Origin of the sequence: Alcanivorax sp. (assembly GCF_040118815.1) — a bacterium.
GTDB lineage: Bacteria > Pseudomonadota > Gammaproteobacteria > Pseudomonadales > Alcanivoracaceae > Alcanivorax.
In genome coordinates this window covers 335,578-357,461 of the sequence record NZ_JBEDTC010000006.1, presented here as the reverse complement: position 1 = coordinate 357,461, position 21,884 = coordinate 335,578, and the positions used below count along the sequence as shown (strand labels likewise).

Annotated in this window: 24 protein-coding genes; 11 read left to right on the top strand and 13 right to left on the bottom strand. The window is 57.4% G+C overall.

Annotated elements, in window-relative coordinates; translation table 11 throughout:
- Nucleotides 1-34 precede the first annotated feature (34 nt).
- From ABNH18_RS05695 to leuC, 3 genes are read right to left on the bottom strand one after another with little or no spacing between them, the layout of a single operon-like run.
- Nucleotides 35-481, bottom strand: a complete 447-nt coding sequence (locus ABNH18_RS05695; protein ID WP_349381882.1) for a hypothetical protein — start codon at nucleotides 479-481, stop codon at nucleotides 35-37.
- A 21-nt stretch (nucleotides 482-502) separates the two neighbouring features.
- Nucleotides 503-1,147 carry a 3-isopropylmalate dehydratase small subunit gene (gene leuD / locus ABNH18_RS05690; RefSeq protein ID WP_349381881.1) on the bottom strand — a complete coding sequence of 215 codons (645 nt, stop codon included), beginning with the start codon at nucleotides 1,145-1,147 and terminating at the stop codon, nucleotides 503-505.
- Nucleotides 1,148-1,158: 11 nt separating this feature from the next.
- Nucleotides 1,159-2,577: a 3-isopropylmalate dehydratase large subunit gene (leuC, locus tag ABNH18_RS05685; protein WP_349381880.1), complete on the bottom strand. Its 1,419-nt coding sequence runs from the start codon at nucleotides 2,575-2,577 to the stop codon at nucleotides 1,159-1,161.
- Between the two features lie 169 nt (nucleotides 2,578-2,746).
- Here leuC and ABNH18_RS05680 point away from each other — a divergent pair, with 169 nt between their 5' ends.
- The gene (locus ABNH18_RS05680; RefSeq protein ID WP_349381879.1) at nucleotides 2,747-3,622 is read left to right on the top strand and encodes a LysR family transcriptional regulator; all 876 of its coding nucleotides are present in this window, start codon (nucleotides 2,747-2,749) and stop codon (nucleotides 3,620-3,622) included.
- 18 nt (nucleotides 3,623-3,640) lie between these two features.
- Here ABNH18_RS05680 and ABNH18_RS05675 read toward each other — a convergent pair whose 3' ends face one another.
- The 3 genes from ABNH18_RS05675 to prmB form a co-directional block, all read right to left on the bottom strand.
- On the bottom strand, nucleotides 3,641-4,786 hold the full coding sequence (locus tag ABNH18_RS05675; protein WP_349381878.1) for an MFS transporter: 1,146 nt from the start codon (nucleotides 4,784-4,786) through the stop codon (nucleotides 3,641-3,643).
- Nucleotides 4,787-4,921: 135 nt separating this feature from the next.
- A complete protein-coding gene (gene aroC / locus ABNH18_RS05670) occupies nucleotides 4,922-6,013 on the bottom strand; it encodes a chorismate synthase (protein ID WP_349381877.1) in 1,092 nt (363 codons plus the stop codon).
- 96 nt (nucleotides 6,014-6,109) lie between these two features.
- The gene (gene prmB / locus ABNH18_RS05665) at nucleotides 6,110-7,039 is read right to left on the bottom strand and encodes a 50S ribosomal protein L3 N(5)-glutamine methyltransferase (protein WP_349381876.1); all 930 of its coding nucleotides are present in this window, start codon (nucleotides 7,037-7,039) and stop codon (nucleotides 6,110-6,112) included.
- Nucleotides 7,040-7,188: 149 nt separating this feature from the next.
- On the opposite strand from prmB, the gene ABNH18_RS05660 reads away from it, so the two are divergent.
- The 5 genes from ABNH18_RS05660 to ABNH18_RS05640 all read left to right on the top strand — a co-directional run bounded on the left by ABNH18_RS05660 (nucleotide 7,189) and on the right by ABNH18_RS05640 (nucleotide 11,560).
- On the top strand, nucleotides 7,189-7,563 hold the full coding sequence (locus ABNH18_RS05660) for a DUF7793 family protein (RefSeq protein ID WP_349381875.1): 375 nt from the start codon (nucleotides 7,189-7,191) through the stop codon (nucleotides 7,561-7,563).
- A complete protein-coding gene (locus ABNH18_RS05655) occupies nucleotides 7,560-8,039 on the top strand; it encodes an EVE domain-containing protein (protein WP_349381874.1) in 480 nt (159 codons plus the stop codon). The genes ABNH18_RS05660 and ABNH18_RS05655 overlap by 4 nt, the downstream gene beginning before the upstream one ends.
- Nucleotides 8,040-8,189: 150 nt before the next feature.
- Nucleotides 8,190-9,500 carry an ammonium transporter gene (locus tag ABNH18_RS05650; RefSeq protein ID WP_349381873.1) on the top strand — a complete coding sequence of 437 codons (1,311 nt, stop codon included), beginning with the start codon at nucleotides 8,190-8,192 and terminating at the stop codon, nucleotides 9,498-9,500.
- Nucleotides 9,497-10,129, top strand: coding sequence for a hypothetical protein (locus ABNH18_RS05645; protein WP_349381872.1), 633 nt, complete (start codon nucleotides 9,497-9,499; stop codon nucleotides 10,127-10,129). The genes ABNH18_RS05650 and ABNH18_RS05645 overlap by 4 nt, the downstream gene beginning before the upstream one ends.
- A gap of 96 nt (nucleotides 10,130-10,225) precedes the next feature.
- Entirely contained in the window at nucleotides 10,226-11,560 is a 1,335-nt protein-coding gene (locus ABNH18_RS05640) for a dicarboxylate/amino acid:cation symporter (protein WP_349381871.1), read from the top strand.
- On the opposite strand, the gene ABNH18_RS05635 is transcribed toward ABNH18_RS05640, so the two are convergent.
- Entirely contained in the window at nucleotides 11,557-11,766 is a 210-nt protein-coding gene (locus ABNH18_RS05635) for a hypothetical protein (protein WP_349381870.1), read from the bottom strand. The genes ABNH18_RS05640 and ABNH18_RS05635 overlap by 4 nt on opposite strands.
- A gap of 113 nt (nucleotides 11,767-11,879) precedes the next feature.
- Between ABNH18_RS05635 and ABNH18_RS05630 the strand changes: the two genes are divergently transcribed.
- Nucleotides 11,880-12,698, top strand: coding sequence for an SDR family NAD(P)-dependent oxidoreductase (locus tag ABNH18_RS05630; protein WP_349381869.1), 819 nt, complete (start codon nucleotides 11,880-11,882; stop codon nucleotides 12,696-12,698).
- Between the two features lie 17 nt (nucleotides 12,699-12,715).
- On the opposite strand, the gene ABNH18_RS05625 is transcribed toward ABNH18_RS05630, so the two are convergent.
- The 6 genes from ABNH18_RS05625 to ABNH18_RS05600 all read right to left on the bottom strand — a co-directional run bounded on the left by ABNH18_RS05625 (nucleotide 12,716) and on the right by ABNH18_RS05600 (nucleotide 17,783).
- Nucleotides 12,716-13,222 carry a DUF2505 domain-containing protein gene (locus ABNH18_RS05625; protein ID WP_349381868.1) on the bottom strand — a complete coding sequence of 169 codons (507 nt, stop codon included), beginning with the start codon at nucleotides 13,220-13,222 and terminating at the stop codon, nucleotides 12,716-12,718.
- A complete protein-coding gene (locus ABNH18_RS05620) occupies nucleotides 13,219-14,307 on the bottom strand; it encodes a GGDEF domain-containing response regulator (RefSeq protein WP_349381867.1) in 1,089 nt (362 codons plus the stop codon). The genes ABNH18_RS05625 and ABNH18_RS05620 overlap by 4 nt, the downstream gene beginning before the upstream one ends.
- A complete protein-coding gene (locus tag ABNH18_RS05615) occupies nucleotides 14,300-15,253 on the bottom strand; it encodes a hypothetical protein (protein WP_349381866.1) in 954 nt (317 codons plus the stop codon). Before ABNH18_RS05615 ends, ABNH18_RS05620 begins: the two co-directional genes overlap by 8 nt.
- Before the next feature lie 268 nt (nucleotides 15,254-15,521).
- Nucleotides 15,522-15,983, bottom strand: coding sequence for a MaoC family dehydratase (locus ABNH18_RS05610; RefSeq protein ID WP_349381865.1), 462 nt, complete (start codon nucleotides 15,981-15,983; stop codon nucleotides 15,522-15,524).
- 111 nt (nucleotides 15,984-16,094) lie between these two features.
- Complete coding sequence (locus ABNH18_RS05605; protein WP_349381864.1) at nucleotides 16,095-16,970, bottom strand: alpha/beta fold hydrolase; 876 nt, start codon at nucleotides 16,968-16,970, stop codon at nucleotides 16,095-16,097.
- A 3-nt stretch (nucleotides 16,971-16,973) separates the two neighbouring features.
- Nucleotides 16,974-17,783, bottom strand: coding sequence for an alpha/beta fold hydrolase (locus ABNH18_RS05600; protein WP_349381863.1), 810 nt, complete (start codon nucleotides 17,781-17,783; stop codon nucleotides 16,974-16,976).
- A gap of 159 nt (nucleotides 17,784-17,942) precedes the next feature.
- Between ABNH18_RS05600 and xthA the strand changes: the two genes are divergently transcribed.
- The 4 genes from xthA to ABNH18_RS05580 all read left to right on the top strand — a co-directional run bounded on the left by xthA (nucleotide 17,943) and on the right by ABNH18_RS05580 (nucleotide 21,651).
- Nucleotides 17,943-18,758: an exodeoxyribonuclease III gene (xthA, locus tag ABNH18_RS05595; RefSeq protein ID WP_349381862.1), complete on the top strand. Its 816-nt coding sequence runs from the start codon at nucleotides 17,943-17,945 to the stop codon at nucleotides 18,756-18,758.
- 12 nt (nucleotides 18,759-18,770) lie between these two features.
- The gene (locus tag ABNH18_RS05590; protein WP_349381861.1) at nucleotides 18,771-19,796 is read left to right on the top strand and encodes an ion transporter; all 1,026 of its coding nucleotides are present in this window, start codon (nucleotides 18,771-18,773) and stop codon (nucleotides 19,794-19,796) included.
- Between the two features lie 51 nt (nucleotides 19,797-19,847).
- Nucleotides 19,848-20,351 carry a response regulator gene (locus ABNH18_RS05585; protein WP_349381860.1) on the top strand — a complete coding sequence of 168 codons (504 nt, stop codon included), beginning with the start codon at nucleotides 19,848-19,850 and terminating at the stop codon, nucleotides 20,349-20,351.
- 73 nt (nucleotides 20,352-20,424) lie between these two features.
- Entirely contained in the window at nucleotides 20,425-21,651 is a 1,227-nt protein-coding gene (locus ABNH18_RS05580) for a serine/threonine-protein kinase (RefSeq protein ID WP_349381859.1), read from the top strand.
- The last annotated feature ends 233 nt before the right edge of the window (nucleotides 21,652-21,884 follow it).

Sequence of the window (21,884 nt, the reverse complement as noted above, 5' to 3'; positions counted from 1 at the left end):
ACTGCTTCCTGCCTACTGCTGCCCTACCGGGCTATTAAAAGTTTTTGGATACCAGCACATCATCCGGCGCGGACGCCTTCACCAGTTCCAGGGTGTAATCTTTCTTGCCCTGCGCTGCGCTGATGCGAACCTGATAAATACCACCTTGCGCGAAGTCGTGACGGAACTTGCCGAAGCGAAGAATGCCAGCCTGGTCGGCAAATACTTCCACGGAATGTTTGCCGGCTTCAATCTGCACACTCTGCGTACCCGCTTGCTCGGTAATGCGCTCACCATCCACCTTGAACAGCGATGCCTTGGCATCGCTACTGGTGGGCATCTGCCAACCCGCATCTTCACCTTGTGCCGCCGGTGCCGACAGCTGGTTATCCACGCTCAACGTGGCCGCCTGCTCGCCGGTGGGGGCATCATACATGCCGGTCGTTGCACAACCTGCCAACATCAGAGTCGAGACCAGCGACAACGAAAGTAAACGCAACATACAACCTCCTTGGTTATTCTTTTAATGGTCGGCAAAAACCCAGGGTTCGCGCTCCATGCGACCTTTTTCATAGGCACGAATCGCATCCGCTTCATTCAGGGTCAGGCCAATTTCGTCCAAACCGTTCAACAAACAGTGCTTGCGAAACTCATCAATATCGAAAGGCAGCGGCGCCCCGGTTTCGGGAATCACCTGTTGGCCCTCCAGATCAATGGTGATCCGGTAGCCCTCCTTGCCGTTAACAGCCTGAAACAGGGCTTCCACGTTATCTTCCGACAACACAATGGGCAATAACCCGTTTTTGAAGCAGTTGTTGTAGAAGATATCGGCAAAGCTTGGGGCAATGATCGCCTTGAAGCCGAAATCCATCAACGCCCAAGGCGCATGCTCACGGCTGGAGCCGCAGCCGAAATTGCGGCGAGTGATCAGAACACTGGCACCCTGATAAGCCGGCAGGTTCAGCACAAAGTCTTTATTCAGCGGACGAACACTGTTGTCCTGGCCCGGAAATCCTTCGTCCAGATAACGCCACTCGTCGAACAGGTTCGGCCCGAAACCGGTCCGTTTGATGGACTTGAGAAACTGCTTCGGGATGATCTGATCGGTATCCACATTGGCACGATCAAGCGGGGCAACCAGACCATCATGACGCACAAACTTTTCCATGGTGTTGCTCCTTATGCCTGATCGAGTTCGCGAATATCGACAAAATGGCCTGCCACTGCTGCCGCTGCCGCCATGGCCGGGCTGACCAAATGCGTACGGCCGCCGTTGCCCTGCCGCCCCTCGAAATTACGGTTCGAGGTAGAGGCACAGTGCTCCCCGGCTTCCAGACGGTCCGGGTTCATGGCCAGGCACATGGAACAGCCCGGTTCACGCCATTCAAAACCTGCCGCCACAAAAACCTTATCCAGGCCTTCTTTTTCAGCCTGCTGCTTGACCAGGCCCGACCCCGGCACCACCAACACCTGCTTGACGCTACCGGCCTTCTGGCGGCCTTTGGCCACTTCCGCCGCCGCCCGCAAGTCTTCGATGCGAGAGTTGGTACAGGAGCCGATGAAGACACGGTCAACCTTGATATCCGTCACCGGCATTCCAGGCGTCAGGCCCATGTACTCATAAGCGCGGGTCATGCCAGAGCGTTTGACTTCATCACTTTCCGCCGCCGGATCCGGTAAGTTGGCATCCACCGGCACCACCATTTCCGGGCTGGTCCCCCAAGACACCTGAGGCTTGATATCCGCCGCATCAATGTTGACCTCTTCATCGAAACGAGCATCAGCATCAGAGACCAGCGTACGCCAGTAAGCTTCCGCCTTGTCCCAATCCGCGCCCTTGGGGGCAAACGGGCGGCCTTTTACGTAATCGATGGTCACATCATCCACCGCCACCATGCCGGCACGGGCGCCGGCTTCGATGGCCATGTTGCAGACGGTCATGCGCCCTTCCATGCTCAAGCTGCGCATGGCACTACCCGCAAATTCCAGTGCATACCCGGTGCCGCCTGCGGTACCAATCACGCCAATAATATGCAGCACCACGTCTTTCGCTGTCACACCGGCACCGAGGTCACCGTCAACAGAGACGCGCATATTATTCATTTTCTTGGCCACCAACGTCTGGGTAGCCAACACATGCTCTACTTCACTGGTACCGATACCGTGAGCCAGGCAAGCCAGCGCGCCATTGGTGGAGGTGTGGGAATCACCACAGACCACGGTCATACCGGGCACCACAGCACCCTGCTCAGGCGCCATCACATGCACAATGCCCTGACGCACATCGCCAATACCAAATTCGGTAATGCCGAATTCTCGCGTGTTGTTTTCCAGTGTTTGCACCTGAATCCGCGAAGTATCATCGGTAATGTCAGCGGCACTCTTGAATGGCGTCGTCGGCACGTTATGGTCGATGGTGGCCACACTGGCGCTGGTCCGCCACGGCTGACGGCCAGCCAGTCGCAGGCCCTCAAACGCCTGGGGTGACGTCACCTCGTGGATGATCTGCCGATCAATATAGATCAGCGCAGAGCCATCTTCGCGCTGGGTAACGAGGTGGGCTTCCCACAATTTGTCATAGAGGGTCTTGCCTGCCATGCCTTTCTCCTGAACCGTAGCGTATTGCCGCAGCGTATTGTCACAACTATGGCTGGTTTATCACTGTTAATTAATGTAGAACTACGCCATCAATAAATCCAATTCATATTTTTCATTTTTAAGATAACCAATTATTATCCTCCGTACCGACACTGTGGATGCCCCGGGAATGATCGACACCCCAACGCTAACCGCCTTTATGGCCGTTGCCGAAACCGGCTCATTTTCTGGCGCGGCTGAGCGCCTGTACATTACTCAGCCCGCCATCAGTAAACGTATTGCCCTGCTGGAACAACAGCTTGAAGCCCGTTTGTTTGATCGTGTGGGTCGCCAAATTCAACTGACAGAAGCCGGCCGCTCACTGCTACCGCGGGCGCGCCAGGTACTGATGGACGTGGAAGACATGGCCCGCGCCATCCACGATTTATCCGGGGAAGTGGGCGGCAAACTGCGAATTGGTACCAGCCACCATATTGGACTGCACAGATTGCCGCCGGTTCTACGCCAATTTTCCCGCGATTACCCGCTGGTGAAGCTGGATATCCACTTTATTGATTCCGAAGAAGCCTGGGAAGGCGTATTGCATGGGGAGCTGGAAATGGGCGTGGTCACCCTGCCCCCACAACCGGATGAACGCCTGCACAGTGAGGTAATCTGGAACGACCCGCTGGTGTTCATGTGTGCACCAGAGCATCCGCTGGCCAAGCAGGAAAACCTGACGCTGGAGGCCTTCACCAACCACAGCGCCATCCTGCCCTCACCGGTAACCTTCACTCGCGGCATCGTGGAACGGCTGTTCGATGAGCACAACCTGAAGCTGGATATCGCCATGTCCACTAACTACCTGGAGACCATCCACATGATGGTCTCCATCGGGCTGGGCTGGAGCGTGCTCCCCGCCACCATGGTCGATCGAGGAATGGTGCAACTACCTGTGGACGCGCCACTGCCACAGCGCCAGCTTGGTGTCGTCACGCACCCGGCGCGCAGCCAGTCCAATGCAGCACAAGCCTTCCTGCGCGCCCTGCGCAGCCAGATTATCTGAAGGAACGACGTTAGGCGGCTAGCGGTGCGGCCGGGTAACACCCCCGACCACCAAAAGCGACGCCGCCACTGCCGCCACCGCTGACGCCACGAAAAACAGCAGCACGCCCCATTGCTGCCATAACAAGCCCGACAAGCCTGCCCCGGCAGCCCAGCCAGCACCAAAACCCAGACTGGAATACAGGGCTTGTCCCTGGCCGCCCAGCGCCTCACCGAACTGACGGTGAACCCAGGCAATGCTGGCCGCATGGAAACTGCCAAAGCTGGCCGCATGCAGCAGCTGAGCCAGCGCCAACAACCACAACGAGTCTCCGGCCACGCCAATCATCAACCAGCGCAGAGACGCCAAGAGCAGGCTGGCCACCAGAATCCAGGGAATATAAAAGCGCGATAGCAGGCGATGCATCACCAGGAATAACCCCACTTCTGCCACCACCCCCAGCGACCACAGCAAGCCGACAATGAATTTGCTGAAACCCAGATCTTCCAGATAGATGCTGTAAAAGGTGTAGTACGGGCCATGGGACAGCTGCATCAGGAAGGACGCCACCAGAAACAAGCTTACCGCCGGACGGCAGAGCACCTGCCACACGGATGCCCCCTGCCCTGCCGCTTGCGCACGAGGCGCATTACCCGCCGGAAGCGTAAGCGTCCCCAACCAAAGCAGCCACAACAGGCCACTGAGCACCCAGGGCAGCACCGCCGTTCCGGCCCGGTCCAGCACTTCGCCCAACACCAACACTGCCACAATAAAGCCCACCGAGCCCCACAGCCGCACATGGCTGTAGCGGTGCGACTGTGAGCCAAGCGACTGAAGGGTAAGCACCTCGAACTGGGCCAATACCGCATTCCAGAAGAAGCTGAAAGACACCAGCAACGCTGCCATGGACCAGAACGTGTCCACCCAGAACACGGGCAGGAACACGATGGCCGCCAACAGGTTACCGGCACGAATGATACGCAGACGCTGGCCGCTTCGATCAGCCAACCAGCCCCACAAATTTGGAGCACCGATTTTGGTGAGCTGGGGAATGGCCATCAGACCGCCGATGGCGGCCGCGCTAAAGCCCAGGTCTTTCAGGTACAGGGACCAGTACGGCACCAACGTGCCGAGCAGCCCGAAGTAGAAGAAGTAGAAGCCTGACAATCGCCAGTAATAGGGCATGGAAGAGGGACCTTGCGCTTGACTGGGGGTGACGCCTGACGCCTGACGCTAATCAGCATAGAATCGCCTTTCTTCGCCTCAAGCGTCTTTTCGTTTTCTTTGCCTGGCCTCGAGCCTCCAGCGTCTTGCGCTATCTCAGCCCGGAATCGGGGCAAATGGCGGCACCACATCGCCGTTCTGGCCACGGTGGCGCAGATAATGGTCCATCAGCACAATGGCCAGCATGGCTTCAGCAATGGGCGTCGCACGGACCCCCACACATGGATCGTGGCGCCCCTTGGTCACCACCTCGGCGGGCTCACCGTCCAGCCCGATGCTCTTGCCGGGAATCAGAATGCTGGAAGTAGGCTTGAGCGCCATGGCCACGCGAACGGTCTGCCCGGAACTGATACCGCCCAGCACGCCACCCGCATGGTTACTCAAAAAACCGTCCGGGGTCATTTCATCGCGATGCTGCTCACCGCGCTGGTTCACCACTGCAAAGCCGTCACCGACTTCCACCCCTTTCACCGCATTGATGGACATCATCGCCTTGGCCAGATCCGCGTCAATGCGATCAAAAACCGGCTCTCCCCAACCAGGCGGCACGCCATCGGCAAACACTTCCACGCGGGCCCCAATCGAAGAGCCGTCTTTGCGCAATGCGTTGATCAGATCTTCCAGGGCCGGCACCTTGCCCTCATCCGGGAAGAAGAACGGGTTATTGTTCACTGCCGACCAATCACAGGATTCCGCCTTAACCTCACCGATCTGAGTACAGCCACCGTAAATACGAATCCCCAGGCGCTGCTCCAGAAATTTGCGGGCAATAGCGCCGCCGGCCACACGCATGGCGGTTTCCCGGGCGGAAGAACGCCCGCCACCCCGATAATCCCGGAAACCGTATTTCTGGGTGTAAGTGTAATCCGCATGGCCGGGGCGGAAGGTGCCGGCGATATTGGAATAATCCTTGGATTTCTGGTCGGTATTCTCGATCAGCAGGCCAATGGAGGTACCTGTGGTCTTGCCTTCGAACACGCCGGAGAGAATTTTCACCTGATCCGGCTCGCGGCGCTGGGTGGTGTAGCGACTAGTGCCCGGTTTACGGCGATCCAGCTCGACCTGCAGGTCCGCTTCGCTGATTTCCAGGCCTGGGGGGCAGCCGTCCACGATAGCGCCCAGGGCCGGGCCATGACTTTCACCAAAGGTGGTAATGCGAAAACGCTCACCAAAACTGTTGCCGGACATGCTGCCCCTCTTTCAAAATTAATAAAATCAATGTACTGCCACCAAAACCAGCCAAATCACTTCAGGCTAAAAAGCGGGCCCTTCAGCGAAGCTGGCTCAATGCGCCAGGAAGGCGTCACGGTATTCTAGCAGCTGCGCGCGGGTAAGCATGAACACCCCATGCCCACCTCGCTCGAATTCGAACCAGAAGAACGGCACCTGGGGCCATTCCTGCAACATGGCCTCCCAACTGTTGCCCACTTCCACGATCAGCACTCCGTCGTCCGTGAGCTGTTCCGGAGCATCCAGTAACAGCCTGCGCGTGAAGTCGAGACCGTCATCGCCAGACGCCAGCGCCAGCTCTGGCTCGTGGCGGTACTCGTCCGGCAGACTCGCCATATCCTGGGCATCCACATAGGGCGGATTGGACACGATCAGGTCATAAGGACCATCCACCGCCGCCAGCCCATCGGACTGCAACGCCCGCACCTGCTCCTCAAGACCGTGACGCTGGATATTTTCCTCACACACGGCCAGTGCCTCGGCACTGATATCACTACCATCCACTTGCGCGTGCTCAAAGGCGTAGGCGCAGGCAATCGCGATGCAGCCACTGCCGGTGCATAAATCCAGCACCCGATGTACCCGCTCAGGGTCCACCCAGGGCGTAAACGATTGTTCGATCAACTCAGCCAGTGGGGAGCGCGGGATCAGCACCCGCTCGTCCACGTAGAACGGCAGGCCGCAAAACCAGGCTTCATGGGTCAGATAGGGAACCGGGACCCGGTCATTCACTCGCTTGACCAATTGACTTACATAGCTGCTGATTTCAGAGGGCAACAAACGGGCATCAAGCACCCGGGGATCACTATGCAGTGGCAATGCCAGCTGGTGCATCAACAGGGCCAGGGCCTCGTCCCAGGGATCATCGTTACCGTGGCCATAGAACACCCCGCCACTGCGCAGCATACTTTCCCCGAAACGCAAACAATCGCGAACCGTTTGCAGGGTGGCCATGGCCTCATTCTGTTGTTGCGAACTGATCACGCATCCACCTCCACCGACAACACGCTAACGACAATGGCGCCGATCACCTGTGATCCTGCACCGTTGACGAACACCCGTAAAAAGAAGCGCTGAAGATTAGCACAGAATCGGTTATAAAAGCCTGTCACGCTTGCAGTAAAAGGACAGTAATGAGTGCGGTTACGGTAACGCAAGACGGGCCCTTTGCCCTGGTCGAGCTAAAGAAAGGCACCCAGGTGGACATGCGTGTTCAATTATCCATTTACCGGCAGCGGCTTCGCTTGTTCAACCAGTACCAGCAGCATAAACAGCTCACCATTTATGTTGGCCATATCAAGGGGTTGGATTATACCGCCGCCCGCTATTCCTGCGGCGAGGATTTTGCGCAAATAACTGAAGCCAAGGCCATGGTGCTGGAAAGCATACTCAACCGAACCTTTGCCAATATGATGTTGAAACTTAACAAACCCGCCTTTCCAGTTTACATTTGTGGCAGCATCAACCAGGCCAAGGAGTGCCTTCTCAAACATCACCCACAGGAGTGAGCACTATCTGGTTATTAAAAACAGAACCGGATGCCTTCAGCATCGATGATCTGCGCAACAGCAAGAACGCCACCAGCGGCTGGGATGGCGTGCGCAATTACCAGGCTCGCAACCGCCTGCGTGACGAGATGAAAGCCGGCGATACCGTGCTGATCTACCATTCCAGCTGTGCCGTCCCCGCCATTGTTGGCGAAGCCCGCGTCACCAGCGCCCCCTACCCCGATCCGACCCAGTTCGACCCTGCAGCGGATGGCTATGATCCACGTAGCACCCGGGAAATGCCCCGCTGGTATCAGGCCGATATACAGTTTGCCTGCCACTATCCGCTGCCATTGACGCTGAAACAGATCAAACACCACCCTGAGTTTGCCGACATGGAGCTTGTGGTTCGGCCTCGCCTGTCGGTACAGAAAGTGTCCGAACGGCAACTCCAGCTCATTCGGCAAATAAGCCAACCTGTGGACGCCACCGCATAGGGCACACCACGCACCACAAAAAACACCAGCACCACAACAGGGCACCAGTTAATACAAAAGAACTAAAAACCCCTGATTCCATCGGCTTTACGTACTGGCACAGCGGTTGCAATCCCTTCTCATAATCAATAACGAATGGGATTCACCGTTATGCTGCTGCGACGCTATCACTGGCTTTCTCTGCTGATTCTTCCCGAGTTCGCCAATGCCGACACCCTGACCGCCACCGATACCGTCTGGATTGCCATCGCCGCGGCGCTGGTGTTCTTCATGCAGGCAGGTTTTGCACTGCTTGAGAGCGGCCTAAGCCGGGCGAAGAACTCGTTAAACGTGGTCATGAAGAACTACATGGACCTGTGTGTGGGCACCCTGGTGTTCTGGGCCGTAGGCTTTGGCTTGATGTTCGGCACCAGCACTAATGGCTGGTTCGGGCAGGACCAGTTCATGCTCAACCACGCCGATGGCAGCACCTGGGCTATGCTCCTGTTCCAGATCATGTTTGCCGCCACCGCCGCCACCATCGCCTCCGGCGCCATGGCAGAGCGCACCCGCTACGTGGGGTATTTATTCGGCGCCGTGGTGATCACCGGGCTCATCTACCCATTGTTTGGCAACTGGGCCTGGAACAGTAACGGCTGGCTGGCACAAATGGGCTTCATTGATTTCGCCGGCTCCACGGTAGTCCACAGTATCGGTGGCTGGTGTGCGCTGGCCGGGATTATGGTGGTAGGCCCGCGTCTCGGGCGTTTCGATAGCCAGGGCAACCCACGCACCATTCCCGGCCACAACCTTTCCTATGTGGCACTGGGCGGCTTCATCCTTTGGTTCGGCTGGTTTGGCTTCAATGGGGGCTCCACCCTGTCTGCCAGCGTAGATATCGCCAAGGTGAACCTGAATACCCAGTTGGCTGCTGCGGCCGGTGCCGTGGGTAGCGTCATCTACCGCATGGTAAGCCGTCGCCCGGTATTGCTGACAGAAACCGTCAACGGCAGCCTGGCCGGGCTGGTGGCAGTAACTGCGGGCTGCGCCGTTATGTCACCAGGGTTCGCTATCATCACGGGCCTGGTGGCCGGCGCGCTGGCCGCCTTCGGCGCCCGTATTCTGCTCGCGTTCCGCCTGGATGACGTGGTCGGCGCTGTGCCTGTGCATGCCTTCGCTGGTGCCTGGGGCACCTTGGCCGCCGGGATGTTCTACGATGGTGATTTGTTCAATGGCCAACGAGTGATGGTGCAACTGCTCGGCGTTGTCGTGGCCTTTGGCTGGGCATTCTTCACCGCGCTAATCATGTACATGCTGGTGTCCATTCTCGCCGGCCTGAGGGCCCCGGCACTGCATGAACAACGCGGCCTGGATCTGAGCGAACACGCCGAAACCGGGTACCCGGAATTCCCCCAGAACACGCTCTACAACAATGAAACCTACAATGCGGACAGGGCCCACGGTCAGGAGCAGCATCCATGAGCCCTGCGCCCATCAGCCAAAGCGTTCAGCGCCGGCGACGCGCCATCGTCACCGGGCTGACGCCCTACATGAATGAACCTGTATTGCTGGAGGCTATCAGCCACTGGCAACAGCACTACGCGGAGCGGCCCAGCTTTTCTTTGCAGGGCTTTGTCAGCGATCTGTGCCGCCTGTTCGACATGGGCGAGCGTCGCCACCACATCCACATGAGCCTGGTGCAAGCGATGACGCTTTCCGACAGTGAGCTGGCCGCCGACCCTCTCGCCGACAGCAACGAACACGACACCGACGCCCACCCCTGCACCCATGCCTTTCAGTGCCTGCTCCAGGCCCTGTGGCAAGGGCTTGGCAAACGGTCGGCCACCCAGTTACAGCTGGATCTCGGTGCGCAACTGCGCCAGAGCAGTGTCAGCCCCGAAACCCGCCTGACCATGGAGTACTGGCTGCAATCACCGGAGAAACCCCTGAGCCCCCTGCCCTTGGCCAGTTTGCGCGATCAACTGAATCGCACCTACATCCTGTTATGCGAACGGCTTGGACCCGTCGAGGCGGACCGGCAGCTCAAGTGCGCTTACCAGACAACGTTGGCTCGGCTGGACCACAGGAAAGCCCTGCAAGCACTGATGTAACACTCCCTCGCTGTGCACAGAGACAGGATCAGGTACCCTCAAGGATTGAATAAATACCGGCACGGATTGCCACTTGCAGCCTGCCAAGGGGGGACAGTGAAATTACACCACCAGATATTCATAGCCATGCTCGCCGGCGCACTGGCCGGCAGCTTTACCGCTGAATCCAGCACGCTGTTTGGGCTGCCTGTGCTGGGCGGCTACGATCTGGTGGGAACCCTGTTTATCAATGCCCTGAAGATGGTCGTCATTCCGCTGATTGTAACGGCCATTATCAACGGCATGGTGGGTGTGGGGGATGGGCAGAATCTGGGCCGAATGGGCCTGAAAACCGTGGCCCTGTACATGACCACCACTCTGGTGGCCGTGTTGATTGGTCTCACCGTGGTCAACCTGTTCTCCCCTGGCATTATCAACGACCAACCCGCCCGGGAGCTGCTCGGCCTGGCCACCGAAACCCAGGATGCGCTGGCCAAAATCGAAGGCCGCGGGGCCGGCGACTTCACCGACATCCTGCTCCAGATGCTACCGCCCAACCTGATCGCGGCTGCGGCCAATGGCCAGATGCTCGGGCTTATCATCTTCTCACTGCTGTTCGGTTTTTTCCTGCGAACCGAGCGCTCGCCCTCCGGCCAGAGCTTGCGCAACATCATCGACGGCATTTATCAGGTGGTGATGAAAATCACCATGTTAGTCATTCGCTTCACCCCCCTGGGTGTATTTGCCCTTATCGCTGCCACCGTCACTCGCACCGGCATGGACGCCATTGAGCCTCTCGCCTGGTTCTTCCTGACCGTACTGGTCGCACTGGCGCTGCATGCGTTTGTGTTCATGCCAATTCTCATTGCGTTGGCCACCAAGCGGTCACCACTTCGCCATGTTCACGCCATGACCCCGGCGCTACTCACCGCCTTCTCATCCGCCAGTTCAGCCGCGACGCTGCCACTGACCATGGAATGTGTACAGAAACGCTCCGGTGTCTCGACCCGCACCAGCAGCTTTGTGCTGCCATTGGGGGCCACCGTCAATATGGACGGAACCGCCTTATATGAGTGCGTCGCCGCCATGTTTATTGCCCAGGCTTATGGCCTGGACCTGTCGCTAACCACCCAGTTCATGATCGTGATCACCGCCCTGCTCACCTCCATTGGCGTGGCCAGCATTCCTGCTGCGTCATTGGTGGCGATTACAGTGATTCTCGGCGCCATCGGCCTGCCGGCAGAAGCCATCGGGCTGATTCTGGTCACCGACCGGGTACTGGATATGTGCCGCACTGCCGTCAACGTGTGGGGGGACAGTGTCGTCACCGTGGTACTGGCGCGAAGCGAGGGGGAAGACGAGGTATTGTCGCTACCGGTCTCCGAAATGGAGAAGGTAACGACAACAGCCGGGCATGAGGGCCGTGATGCAACCGTTAGTGAACAGCCTTAGAATGCGTGCCGGGAACCAACATTATCCCAATCGCGCTTGATGGATACAGCGGCACTGGCAATAACCGGCACCATACAGGCAAACGCCAGCATTGCGAAAAACAGGCTTTCACCATTATTTTCAAGGCCTGCAACGAGCATAACTGTCACCGAAACCGCAATCATCAGGGCCAAGGTATCTTTGAACAAACGTGAGAATAAAGTCATAAAAATTGCTCCCTTCAATGCTTTATGTGAACACATGTTAACTATATAATTGATCAAGTCAACACTTGTTCACTAAAATAGTTTTGTTCTTATTCCCATACCCTGGAGACACGTTGAAACAATCACCCACCCTCCTGATCACCAGAGGCTGCACCCCGCTCGGCCAGGCCTTGGCCCGTGCCGCTGCCGGGCACTACCGGGTTGCCATCGCCAGTGACGACTCACGCACCGGCAATGCACTATGCCGCGATTTGCACGAAGACGGCCACGAAGCCCTCTTCATTGAGACAGTGGTGGGCAATTCACAGGGTATTCAACGGGGTATAAATCGAGTGCTGCGCCGCTGGCAACAGCTGGATGTGATCATTAATTTGCCAGGCAATTTGTTGGTGGGGCCTTTTGAAGCCACCCAAGAACAGCAGTGGCAAGGGCTGGCCAGCCAGCAAATGATGCACGTGGTGCACAGTTGCCAACGCGCACTGACCGCCATGAAGAAACAAGGAAACGGAAGGATTATTAAGGTAGTGCCCGATTGCGGTTTACTGGCCGGGCCCCTGACATCCGCAAGCAGTGCCACCTACGCGGCAATCGTCGCGCTCACCGAAAGCCTGAACAGCGAACTGGCCAACAGCCCCGTGAGTGCCAACCTGATTGCCTTGCCTCTCTACCGGGAACTCTCTCAACAACTGGATGCCACAGATCCTCTCAGCCAGGCCCGCTTTGAGCGCAAAACACGTGATAGTCTGGATACCGCCCGCTCGCTGAGTGCCGATATTATGGCCATGCTGGGCAAGCCCGAAAGCGTAACCTTACATCTGCCCTCAGCCCCGACCCGAGCACAATGGCGCCTCAAGCGCTGGTTCAGAAAACGCTGGGACGACAATATGCAACGACGCGGCCAGCGCTATCGCCGCAGGGAGCCTGAGCCGTAACCCAGACCTGGCATCAATCAGGTAAAGGTTTCCACGTAGCGCAGTGTGTGCCGGTAATCCCCAGCCAGCGCATCGTCAATTTTCGGGGCAACCAGCGATACCAGCTTTTTCCCCACCAGCGGTACCGAACTGCTTATTTCCACTTCGGTGTGCTGAACCGACGCCTTGTCATCCCCGGTAAGCACCATCACGCCACAGATTTTCATGGGCACACTGCCTAATTCAAACCGGTATTCGGCCTGATAACGGCCCACTTGTGACGTAGGTGTCCAAAGAAATTCCGTTAGCAAATCAGCACTTTCCGGCAGGAAACGGCGCGCCATGGACGGCACCTTATCCGTACGGATTTCAATCGGCTGGATCAGCTGAATTAATTTTCCCCGCGGCGTATCCTCAAACGCACCAAAACGGTAATTATCCACCTTGCCCCATTCATAGCGGGTTTCATAAAACGTTTTGCTCGTCAGGATTTCGTAAAGACGATCCACACCGACGGGGTACTGGCGGTCAACCATCACTTTCATACTGTCTCCTGCCCTGACGCCGTGCGCTTCATCAACTGCAGCAGTGGCGTCAGCTGGCGTTTCAAATTCGGTAAGGCACTGACAACGGCGCGGGTTTTTCCGGCACGTAACAGCGCCAGTGCCTGTTCAATGGTTAATATGGGTGCAGCGTCATCCACCGACAAGGTGGTGTCTGCATCATCACTCAATACGGCACCTGGCCCCAGGGTGCGGGCCTGTTTCAACTGTTCATCCAGCGTCAGTTGTACCTGACGCGGCGTCAATCCCGCATGAGGAGTCGGGGTCTGGATAATCACGGTCAGCGGTAAACGCTGCACCTTGCCCCGAAACTGATAAGCCAGTTTTTCGCTGACCTTCAGCGCTCGCTCCACAAAACGCTTGGCACCAGCAGGCCCGGCACTGGGCAACAGCACCGTAAATTGTGCCACGCTGCTACGCGCCAGGGAGTCCTCCTTGCGGATCACCCCCCGCAGTAATTGCGCCAATTTCAACAACACCATATCCGTTCGCTTTTTACCAAGCTGTACGAAAAGTTGATTAAATTGGTAAATCTCCAGTTGCACCATCGACAGCTTGTACTGTTGGCGCGCCGCCAATGCCAGTTCCTGGCGCATGCGGTGCTCCAGATAACGGCGGTTACCAAGCCGGGTAAGCGGGTCCATCATTGCCTGCTTGGCCAGTTCCTTGCGCTCATTCTGGTAATTGGCATGGGCTCTGGCCCGGGCCAGCAAATCCGTGGAATTAAACGGCTTACTGATAAAATCCGTACCGCCCAGGCGCAAGGCTTCGGTTCGGGCTTCTTCATCTTTTTCCGCACCGGTCACAATGATTACCGGCAACCCGGCGATGCCTTCATCCTCGCTGGTGCGAATTTTTTTCAGCAACGCAAAGCCATCCATCTCCGGCATGGCCAAGTCCGAAAACACCACACTGATGGACGGATTGTTGCAAATCATGGTCCAGGCCTGAAGCCCGTCCTCAGCCACCTCGACACGAAACTCGCCGCCCAGCATCTTGTCTGCTGCCAGGCGCATTACCTTGGAATCATCCACAAACAGCAGTAAAGGTTTGGGCGCTTTATCCATGATTGCCGGTTTCCTTTTCCAGAAGTGCCAGCGCACCGTGAGGCCCGGGCTCACGTCCGCGCACGTAGCCATAAAGCCGTGACCGGCGCTGACAGAAATCCCCCCGCACAATGGCAGGCAAATAGTGTTCGTTGAGTAGATGCCCTGGCCGGGCTGCCATGCAGTAAACCGTACCGGCGGTGCTATCTAGATGGGAGAGGATGCCCAACTGGGCGAGGTAATCCCGCCCATTGGCAAAATGCTCCACATAGGGCACCGGGTGGCCAGCCGCCAGGGTCAGCTGCGGATCGATATCCAGGCTGTCTGCCACGCCGCCAATGCAATACAGCTCCAGCTTCTTGACCAGAGGGCGGGTACTGGGATGACGCAACAGCTTGCGAACGATGTAACTGGCAACGATGGAACCCTGAGAGTGGCACACCAGCACCACGCGTTCATTATTCTCCAGCGCATCCACCAGAATGTGCATTGCTGGCCGTGACAGTTTGCCATCCTTACGCAGCGTTCTGGCGGTAATCGATTCGGCCACATCGCGCAGCAAGCCCCAAGTCGGGGTATGAATCAGGTGCACCGGGCGCCCGAACAAACGCGCGATTTCTGACGCATTGAGCAACGCCACTGGCCCGGCCGTTCCCATGCCGTTAATGAAGAACCAACGGCTGCGCGTGTTCTCGCGCCCGGATCGGGGCGGATGGCATACCAGCGTGCCCTGGCTGATAGATTCGCGAGTAGAAGGAACCAGTAGTTGCAGCAAGGACAGCAGGGCTTCGCCACGGCTGGAATAGGACGACCAGGAAAGCTCAGAACGGACGCCCGGCTCATCCCCCGCCGGTATCACCATCCGGGGAATGTCGGTGATGTGATTCAGGCTCAGGCGCAAATCCCGCTGAATGGCGGAACGGTTATCGATGACGTGGCGTAACCACTGTCGGGGACGGTGCAACATCTTCCTGCCCTGCCTTTGTGTTCTGTTTTTCTTATGTGCCGAGGTTATCTGTTCGCGCTCATAGCAAAGTCAAAGCCTGGAGAGGCACTAGCGCTGTCAGCACACCAGAGTACGACGAAATCAGCAGACCAAGAATAGCAGGAAATTACCAAAGAGAGATCACAGAAGTGAAAAGCAGGCGGAAAACCCAGGGCGCTTGCCCCGCAGTGCTATGCGCAAGACTGCCTGCGGCGCATCGTTGACACAGACCGCACGCAGGCAAGAACGATCAGACGAAATACATCAGGAGCCATTCAGCGGCCAGTGCAGGCTTGTCCTCACCTTCGATATCCACCGTAAATGCAAACTTGAGCAACCACTGTCCCTGCCGTTTTTCGGTGGTTTCCAGCAAGGTGGCACGGGCACGCACCCGTTTACCTTCTTTCACCGGGGCCATGAAGCGCAGCTTGTCGAAACCATAATTCATCGCCATTTTCATGCCTTTAGGCATCAGAAAATCGTCGATGGAGGCTTGAAGATAGGGCAATAACGACAACGTCAGGTAACCATGAGCAATGGTGGTGCCAAACGGTGTATTGCGCGCCTGTTCCGGGTCCACATGAATGAACTGATGATCCAGGGTAGCATCGGCAAACGCATTGATGCGCTCCTGATCGATCTGAAACCAGTCTGAAGCACCCAATTCCTTGCCAACGTAATCGGCCAATGCTGCTACCTCAACCACTTTCATTATGCTGCTCTCCTAACGGAATCTGTCACGGTTTTCTTCGAGGATAACCGCACAGACTCACAGCACCATGACCGATTAAAACCGGATCAATGCATACCCTGGTGGTTTTGGTCACTCTTCGATGGCGGCGTCCGTGTCGCAAAGAAAATCACTAATGCTGGCCGCGACGCGGTCCGGCGCTTCCATGTGCAAATGGTGTCGCCCGGGCAATCGTACAATCGTGGCACCGTTCAACCAGCCCAACCGGTGATCAAACATGCCATTTCCACCCATCCCCTGTTCACCAATAATCAAACAGGTGGGCGCCTTGATCGCGCAGATAAAGCCTTCCACCTGCTCTTCCGTAAGGCGCAGAAAAGAAGTGAGCCTCAGGCGGCTGTCTGCCCGCCAGGTCCAGCCCCCTTCCACCGGCATCAAGCCGCGCTCGCTCAGCAACGCGGACGACGCATGATTCAGCCCACCAAAACCCTTGGTACGCGCTTCAATGGCATCCTCTACGTGGGGATAAACCGGCTTGCGCTTTCCCGCCAGAGAAACGGAATCATCCAAGGCCTTACGCAAGTTGCTAGCCACATCCTTGCCATCGGTGCTGGGCGGCCCCAGCCCTTCGATCAACACAAGCCGGGAAACTCGCTCCGGGCAAGCGGCCGCGAACAGGCAAGCAATGCCCGCGCCCATGGAATGCCCCATCAATGTGAAACGTTTCCAGCCCAGCTGATCCACCACCGCCAGTACATCACGCACATGATCCACCAAGTGTGTGACCACACCGTCCGGGCGATGATCAGAATGGCCATGGCCGGACACATCCAGCGCCAGCAAAGGTCGCTTCAGATAAGCCGAAAGCGGCGAAAACGACGCCGCATTATCCAACCATCCGTGTAGCGCCAGTACCGGCTCAGCGGTTTCGTCATCGTCACGGCCCGGCCACTCGAGCGCACTGAGAGTCTGGCCATACACGCTGAATTGTCGTTCGATGCCGTCCATTCCTCAGCCCCCCTTCGGTTGCAGTTCATCCAGCAGCTCGCGAAACAACGCCAATGTTTGTTCCGGTTTTTCCAGCGGGTACATGTGCGAACCTTCGGCCATGCGATGCAGCATGCGATGGCGCTTCACATGGCGCTTGGCACTGTCATAGAAGGGGGACGGCGAGCCTTTGCCGGTAACAATAGCCCCCGGGACTTTCAGCCGCGGCATCCGCGTTGCGTTAGTGGGGGTATGGCGAAAAATATCCACCTCCACTTCGGGCCGAAAACGCAGCCGCCAACCGTCTTGCCAGGGCTCCACACCGGCCTTCATATAGTCGGACAAGCAACGGGGATCAAACGCCTTGAACAAGCCCCGGGAAGAAAAATAGCTGACCACGGAGTCCCAATCTGGCCAGTAATCCAGGCGCCCACGGCTTTTACCTGCCGGTGTCACTTTATCGATTTGTCCCGTCAGTTTTGCTGCGTGCATCAACGCTCCATGCAGGCCATTCATCATCGGCGGGTCGAGCATAATCAGGCAAGAAAACCAGTCTGGATGGCGTTGCGCCACTAGATACATCAATACCGAACCCAGTGAGTGGCCGGCCCCCACTATGGGCTTGGGAAGCGGTGCCAGCTGTGCCTCCAGTTCCAGGCTAAGACTGTGCCAGCCATTATCCACCGGGAAGGCAGGATCATGGCCGGCGCGATCCAATACCACTAGCTCGTAATCATCCGCCAACGGCGCAAGAAAGGTGTCGTAACTGTGTCCGGGGATACCATTGGCGTGAGCGAAGGCAAGCACCTGACGTTGACCTGATTGTTCAGGCATGAACTCTCCCAGGGGCCAAGGTGTCCGGCCCAAGCAAAAGGCACATCATAGCGGCACTCACAACAGCCACACCATGGCCGATAACGCCATACTTCCAGGCAAGACGTATGCGGCCGGCACTTTTCAGGTAGTGTACAATGCCCGCACAAAGGAGGTGCTATGACCCTGATTTCATTCAACATCAATGGTATTCGTGCGCGTCTGCATCAGCTGCAGGCGGTGATCGACAAGTACCAGCCCGCCTTGATTGGCCTGCAGGAAACCAAAGTCCACGATCCGGAATTTCCGGAGCAAGCGGTTCGGGACATGGGCTACCACCCCTATTTTTTTGGCCAGAAAGGCCACTACGGGGTGGCATTGATTACTCGCGAACCGCTGGAATCGGTGCAGTACGGTTTCCCCACCGACGATGACGATGCCCAGCGGCGGATGATTATCGGCACCCTGAAACATAGCGACGGTAGCCTGATTACCGTACTCAATGGCTACTTTCCTCAAGGGGAAAGCCGGGAGCACCCAACAAAGTTTCCGGCCAAGAAAAAATTCTACGACGACCTGCAGAGTTACCTGATTAACCACCACCAGCCTGGTGATCAGGTCGCGGTGATGGGTGATTTCAATATTTCCTCCACCGATCTGGACATCGGCATTGGCGAAGCCAACCGCAAGCGCTGGCTGCGCGAAGGCAAAACCAGCTTCCTGCCGGAAGAAAGAGAATGGTGGGAGCGCTTGGTGGGCTGGGGGCTGACCGACACCTATCGTCACCAGAACCCCAACACTGACGATGTGTTCTCCTGGTTCGACTACCGGTCCAAAGGGTTTGACCGGGACCCCCGCCGTGGGCTGCGTATCGATACCGTGCTGGCAACCCAGCCGCTAATGGCCAAGCTGGGCACCACCGGGGTGGATTACGACATGCGCGGCATGGAAAAACCCTCGGATCATTGCCCGGTATGGGCACGTTTTAACGGCTGAACAGGGCCTCCCATGAAGATCAGGCTGCACCCGGAAAAGCTGAAAGCCAACCTGGATACCGTTGGCTTTATCATCGACCTGGGCATGATTGTGTTGGTTCTCGCCAATCTGGGCCTGATCCTGTTCGACTGGCTGTTTCAGGTGCCGCTCGTTCAGGAGCTGCTAGCGTCACTGACACCGGGATTCCATAGCTTCTATCGTGACACCATTCACGACGACTTCCTGTTCTACGACCTGTGCTTTGTAGCGGTCTACCTGACCGAGTTCACCATCCGCTGGATCGTCGCCATCGCACGGAAAACCTACCACCGCTGGTTCTTCTACCCCTTTGCGCACTGGTACGATTTGCTCGGTTGCATTCCCGTTGGCAGCTTCAGGTGGCTACGAATTCTTCGTGTTATCAGCCTACTTATACGCCTGCAACGCATGGGCATTGTCGACCTGTCGCAAACTTGGCTTGGGCAAACCATTCTCAAGTACTACGGCATCCTCGTGGAAGAAATCTCCGACCGCGTGGTGGTCAATGTGCTCAGCGGCGCTCAGCGGGAAGTCGGCGGCGGCAGCCCCCTCCTCCACCGCATCGAATCCCAGGTACTGGCCCCACGCAAGGAACAACTGGTGAGCTTTGTCGCCACACGCATCGCCAACGCCACCCAGAAAAGTCATGGCCAGTATCGCGATCAACTAGCCGAGTATTTTTCTCACCTGACCGACGAATCCCTGGTGCGCACCCAGGCCGGCCGGCGCCTGGCCGCCATTCCCGTCGCCGGCCCCCGAGCCATCGCACTACTCGGCGATGCCGTGCGCGAAACCGGCAGCGCCTTCGTCGATCAACTGGTAGATGACCTGGCCTCCCCCGCCAATCGCCCCCAATTGGAGCAACTGCTGCACGACCTGATAGATGCTGCCGGCGGTGAAGGTGAGCAACTTGATGCGCTGGTTCGTGACACCTTGCTGGACGTTCTCGAGCAGGTGAAAAACCAGGTTGCCGTTCAGCAGTGGAAGCTGGAAGAAGGAGACGAATCAGAAAAAAGTTGATACGCTCGTGTCAGATAAAAGTATCAACATAGGCACGGTACGGACCACAGCATGAACAGCACCCTCCCCACTGGCGACGACGATCTTCAGCTCCCTGCTTCCCGGGTTCTTCTGGTGGACGACACCCCACAGAATCTGGTTGCCCTGGAAGTCGTACTGGAAGACCTGGATTGCCAGGTGGATAGCGTGGCCAGCGGCAACGCAGCGTTATCCAAACTGCTCAAGGAAGACTACGCCCTGGTGCTGCTGGATGTACAAATGCCGGACATGGACGGCTTTGAAGTCGCGGGTATCATGCGTTCGCACAAGCGCACCCAAAACGTGCCTATCATCTTTGTTACTGCCATCTCCAAGGAAACCCGCTTTGTGCAACAGGGCTACCGCAGTGGCGCGGTGGATTATCTGTTCAAGCCTATCGACCCCCAACTATTACAAAGCAAGGTATCGTTTTTCCTGGGCCTGGATCAGCAAAAAAAGCGGCTGGAAGCCAAATTAGCGCGCGCGCGCCGATCAGAGGCAGAAATGAATGCCCTGTACGGTGAGCAACCCGAATAGCGCCGGGCTATACTGCGACGGTCAGGACGACCCATAAAAAAATATCATGGCCATTTCAATTCCCGGATACAGATTGACCAGCCGGCTGGGCAAAGGCGGCATGTCCCACGTGTTCCTTGCCACCCAGCACTCCTTTGAGCGACAGGTTGCCATCAAGATCCTGGCGCCAGCGCTGGCGCTGGAACCCCGCTTCGCAGAGCGCTTCATGCAGGAAGCGCGTACCGTTGCCAGCCTCAACCATCCGCACATCGTTCCGGTTTACGACGTGGGTGAACACCAGGGCTACTATTACCTCACCATGGAACACGTCACCGGCGGCAGTCTCAAGCAGCGACTCGCCCAGCGGGCACAGGGTGAGTGTTCTCTTGAAGAAAGTACCGCACAAAGCATCCTTCGCCAGCTTGCCGGCGCTCTGAACTATGCCGGCGAACACGGTTTCATCCATCGCGATGTCAAGCCCGATAATGTGTTGTTCCGCGCTGACGGTTCCGCTCTGCTGGTGGATTTCGGTATCGCCTCCAACGTGCTCCGCGACACCAGCGTGACCCAGTCCAACGCCATCATGGGCACACCCAAGTACATGAGCCCCGAGCAACACCGCTCTCAGCCCCTCACCCCCCAATCGGACCTCTATTCCCTGGGCTGCGTGTTCTACGAAATGCTGGCGGGCAAACCTCCGTTTAGCGCCCCGGACGCACGCAGCATGGGGCTGGCTCACCTGCGCGACCCGATTCCCCTTCTGCCGATAGCCCTGCGCCGCTATCAACCGCTGATTCGCCAGTTACTGGCCAAAGACCCGGCCGACCGCCCAGAAAGCGGCAACGCGCTGATTGCCCTGCTGGACAATCTGGAACCGGGGCCGCAGCACTATGCCATCGATCGCTCGCGCTACCGGCCCCAGGAACATGGCGCAACAATCCCGCTGGCTCCACGGTTACGCCTGAAAGAATCCAAATTGGGTTTGAGTTGGCGCGGTAACCTATACCAGTACGATATCTACTTGGTCGCCGATGATTTTGAGCAGTTCCAGTCTCACTTCCCGGTGATGCGCTCCGCACTGATCGACTGGTTCCAGCAACGCGGCGCACGCGGCAAGGCCGTCACCATCAAGGCGACACTGCACCCCTGGATCAGCGGCCGCGTTAAGCAATACCTGAAAGAGCTAAGAAAGACCGAAGGGCTAGAGTTCCTGGCGCGCATTCCCATGGCCATCAACCTGGTCGGCTCCGACGGTGACCCCATCGAAAAACTCGCATGGGGGCCCATGGAAAGCAGCACCAAGGACACCGAAAAATCCTGATATTGAGCCACGCATGGCGCCAAATACCTGAGGCCTAACGCATGGGGCAGCCGCGCAGAGCGGCATAAAAAAAGCACCAACCAATGGTTGGTGCTTAATTCGACCTAAGCCTCACGGTGCAAGGAGACACCATGATTCCCCCCTCAGGTGTGGTTCCGGTGACACGGTTCAGGAGTCTGCCATGCGTTCATTGTGTCACCAAGTTCAGGCTACGATGCCGTTTCGCTGTTGCA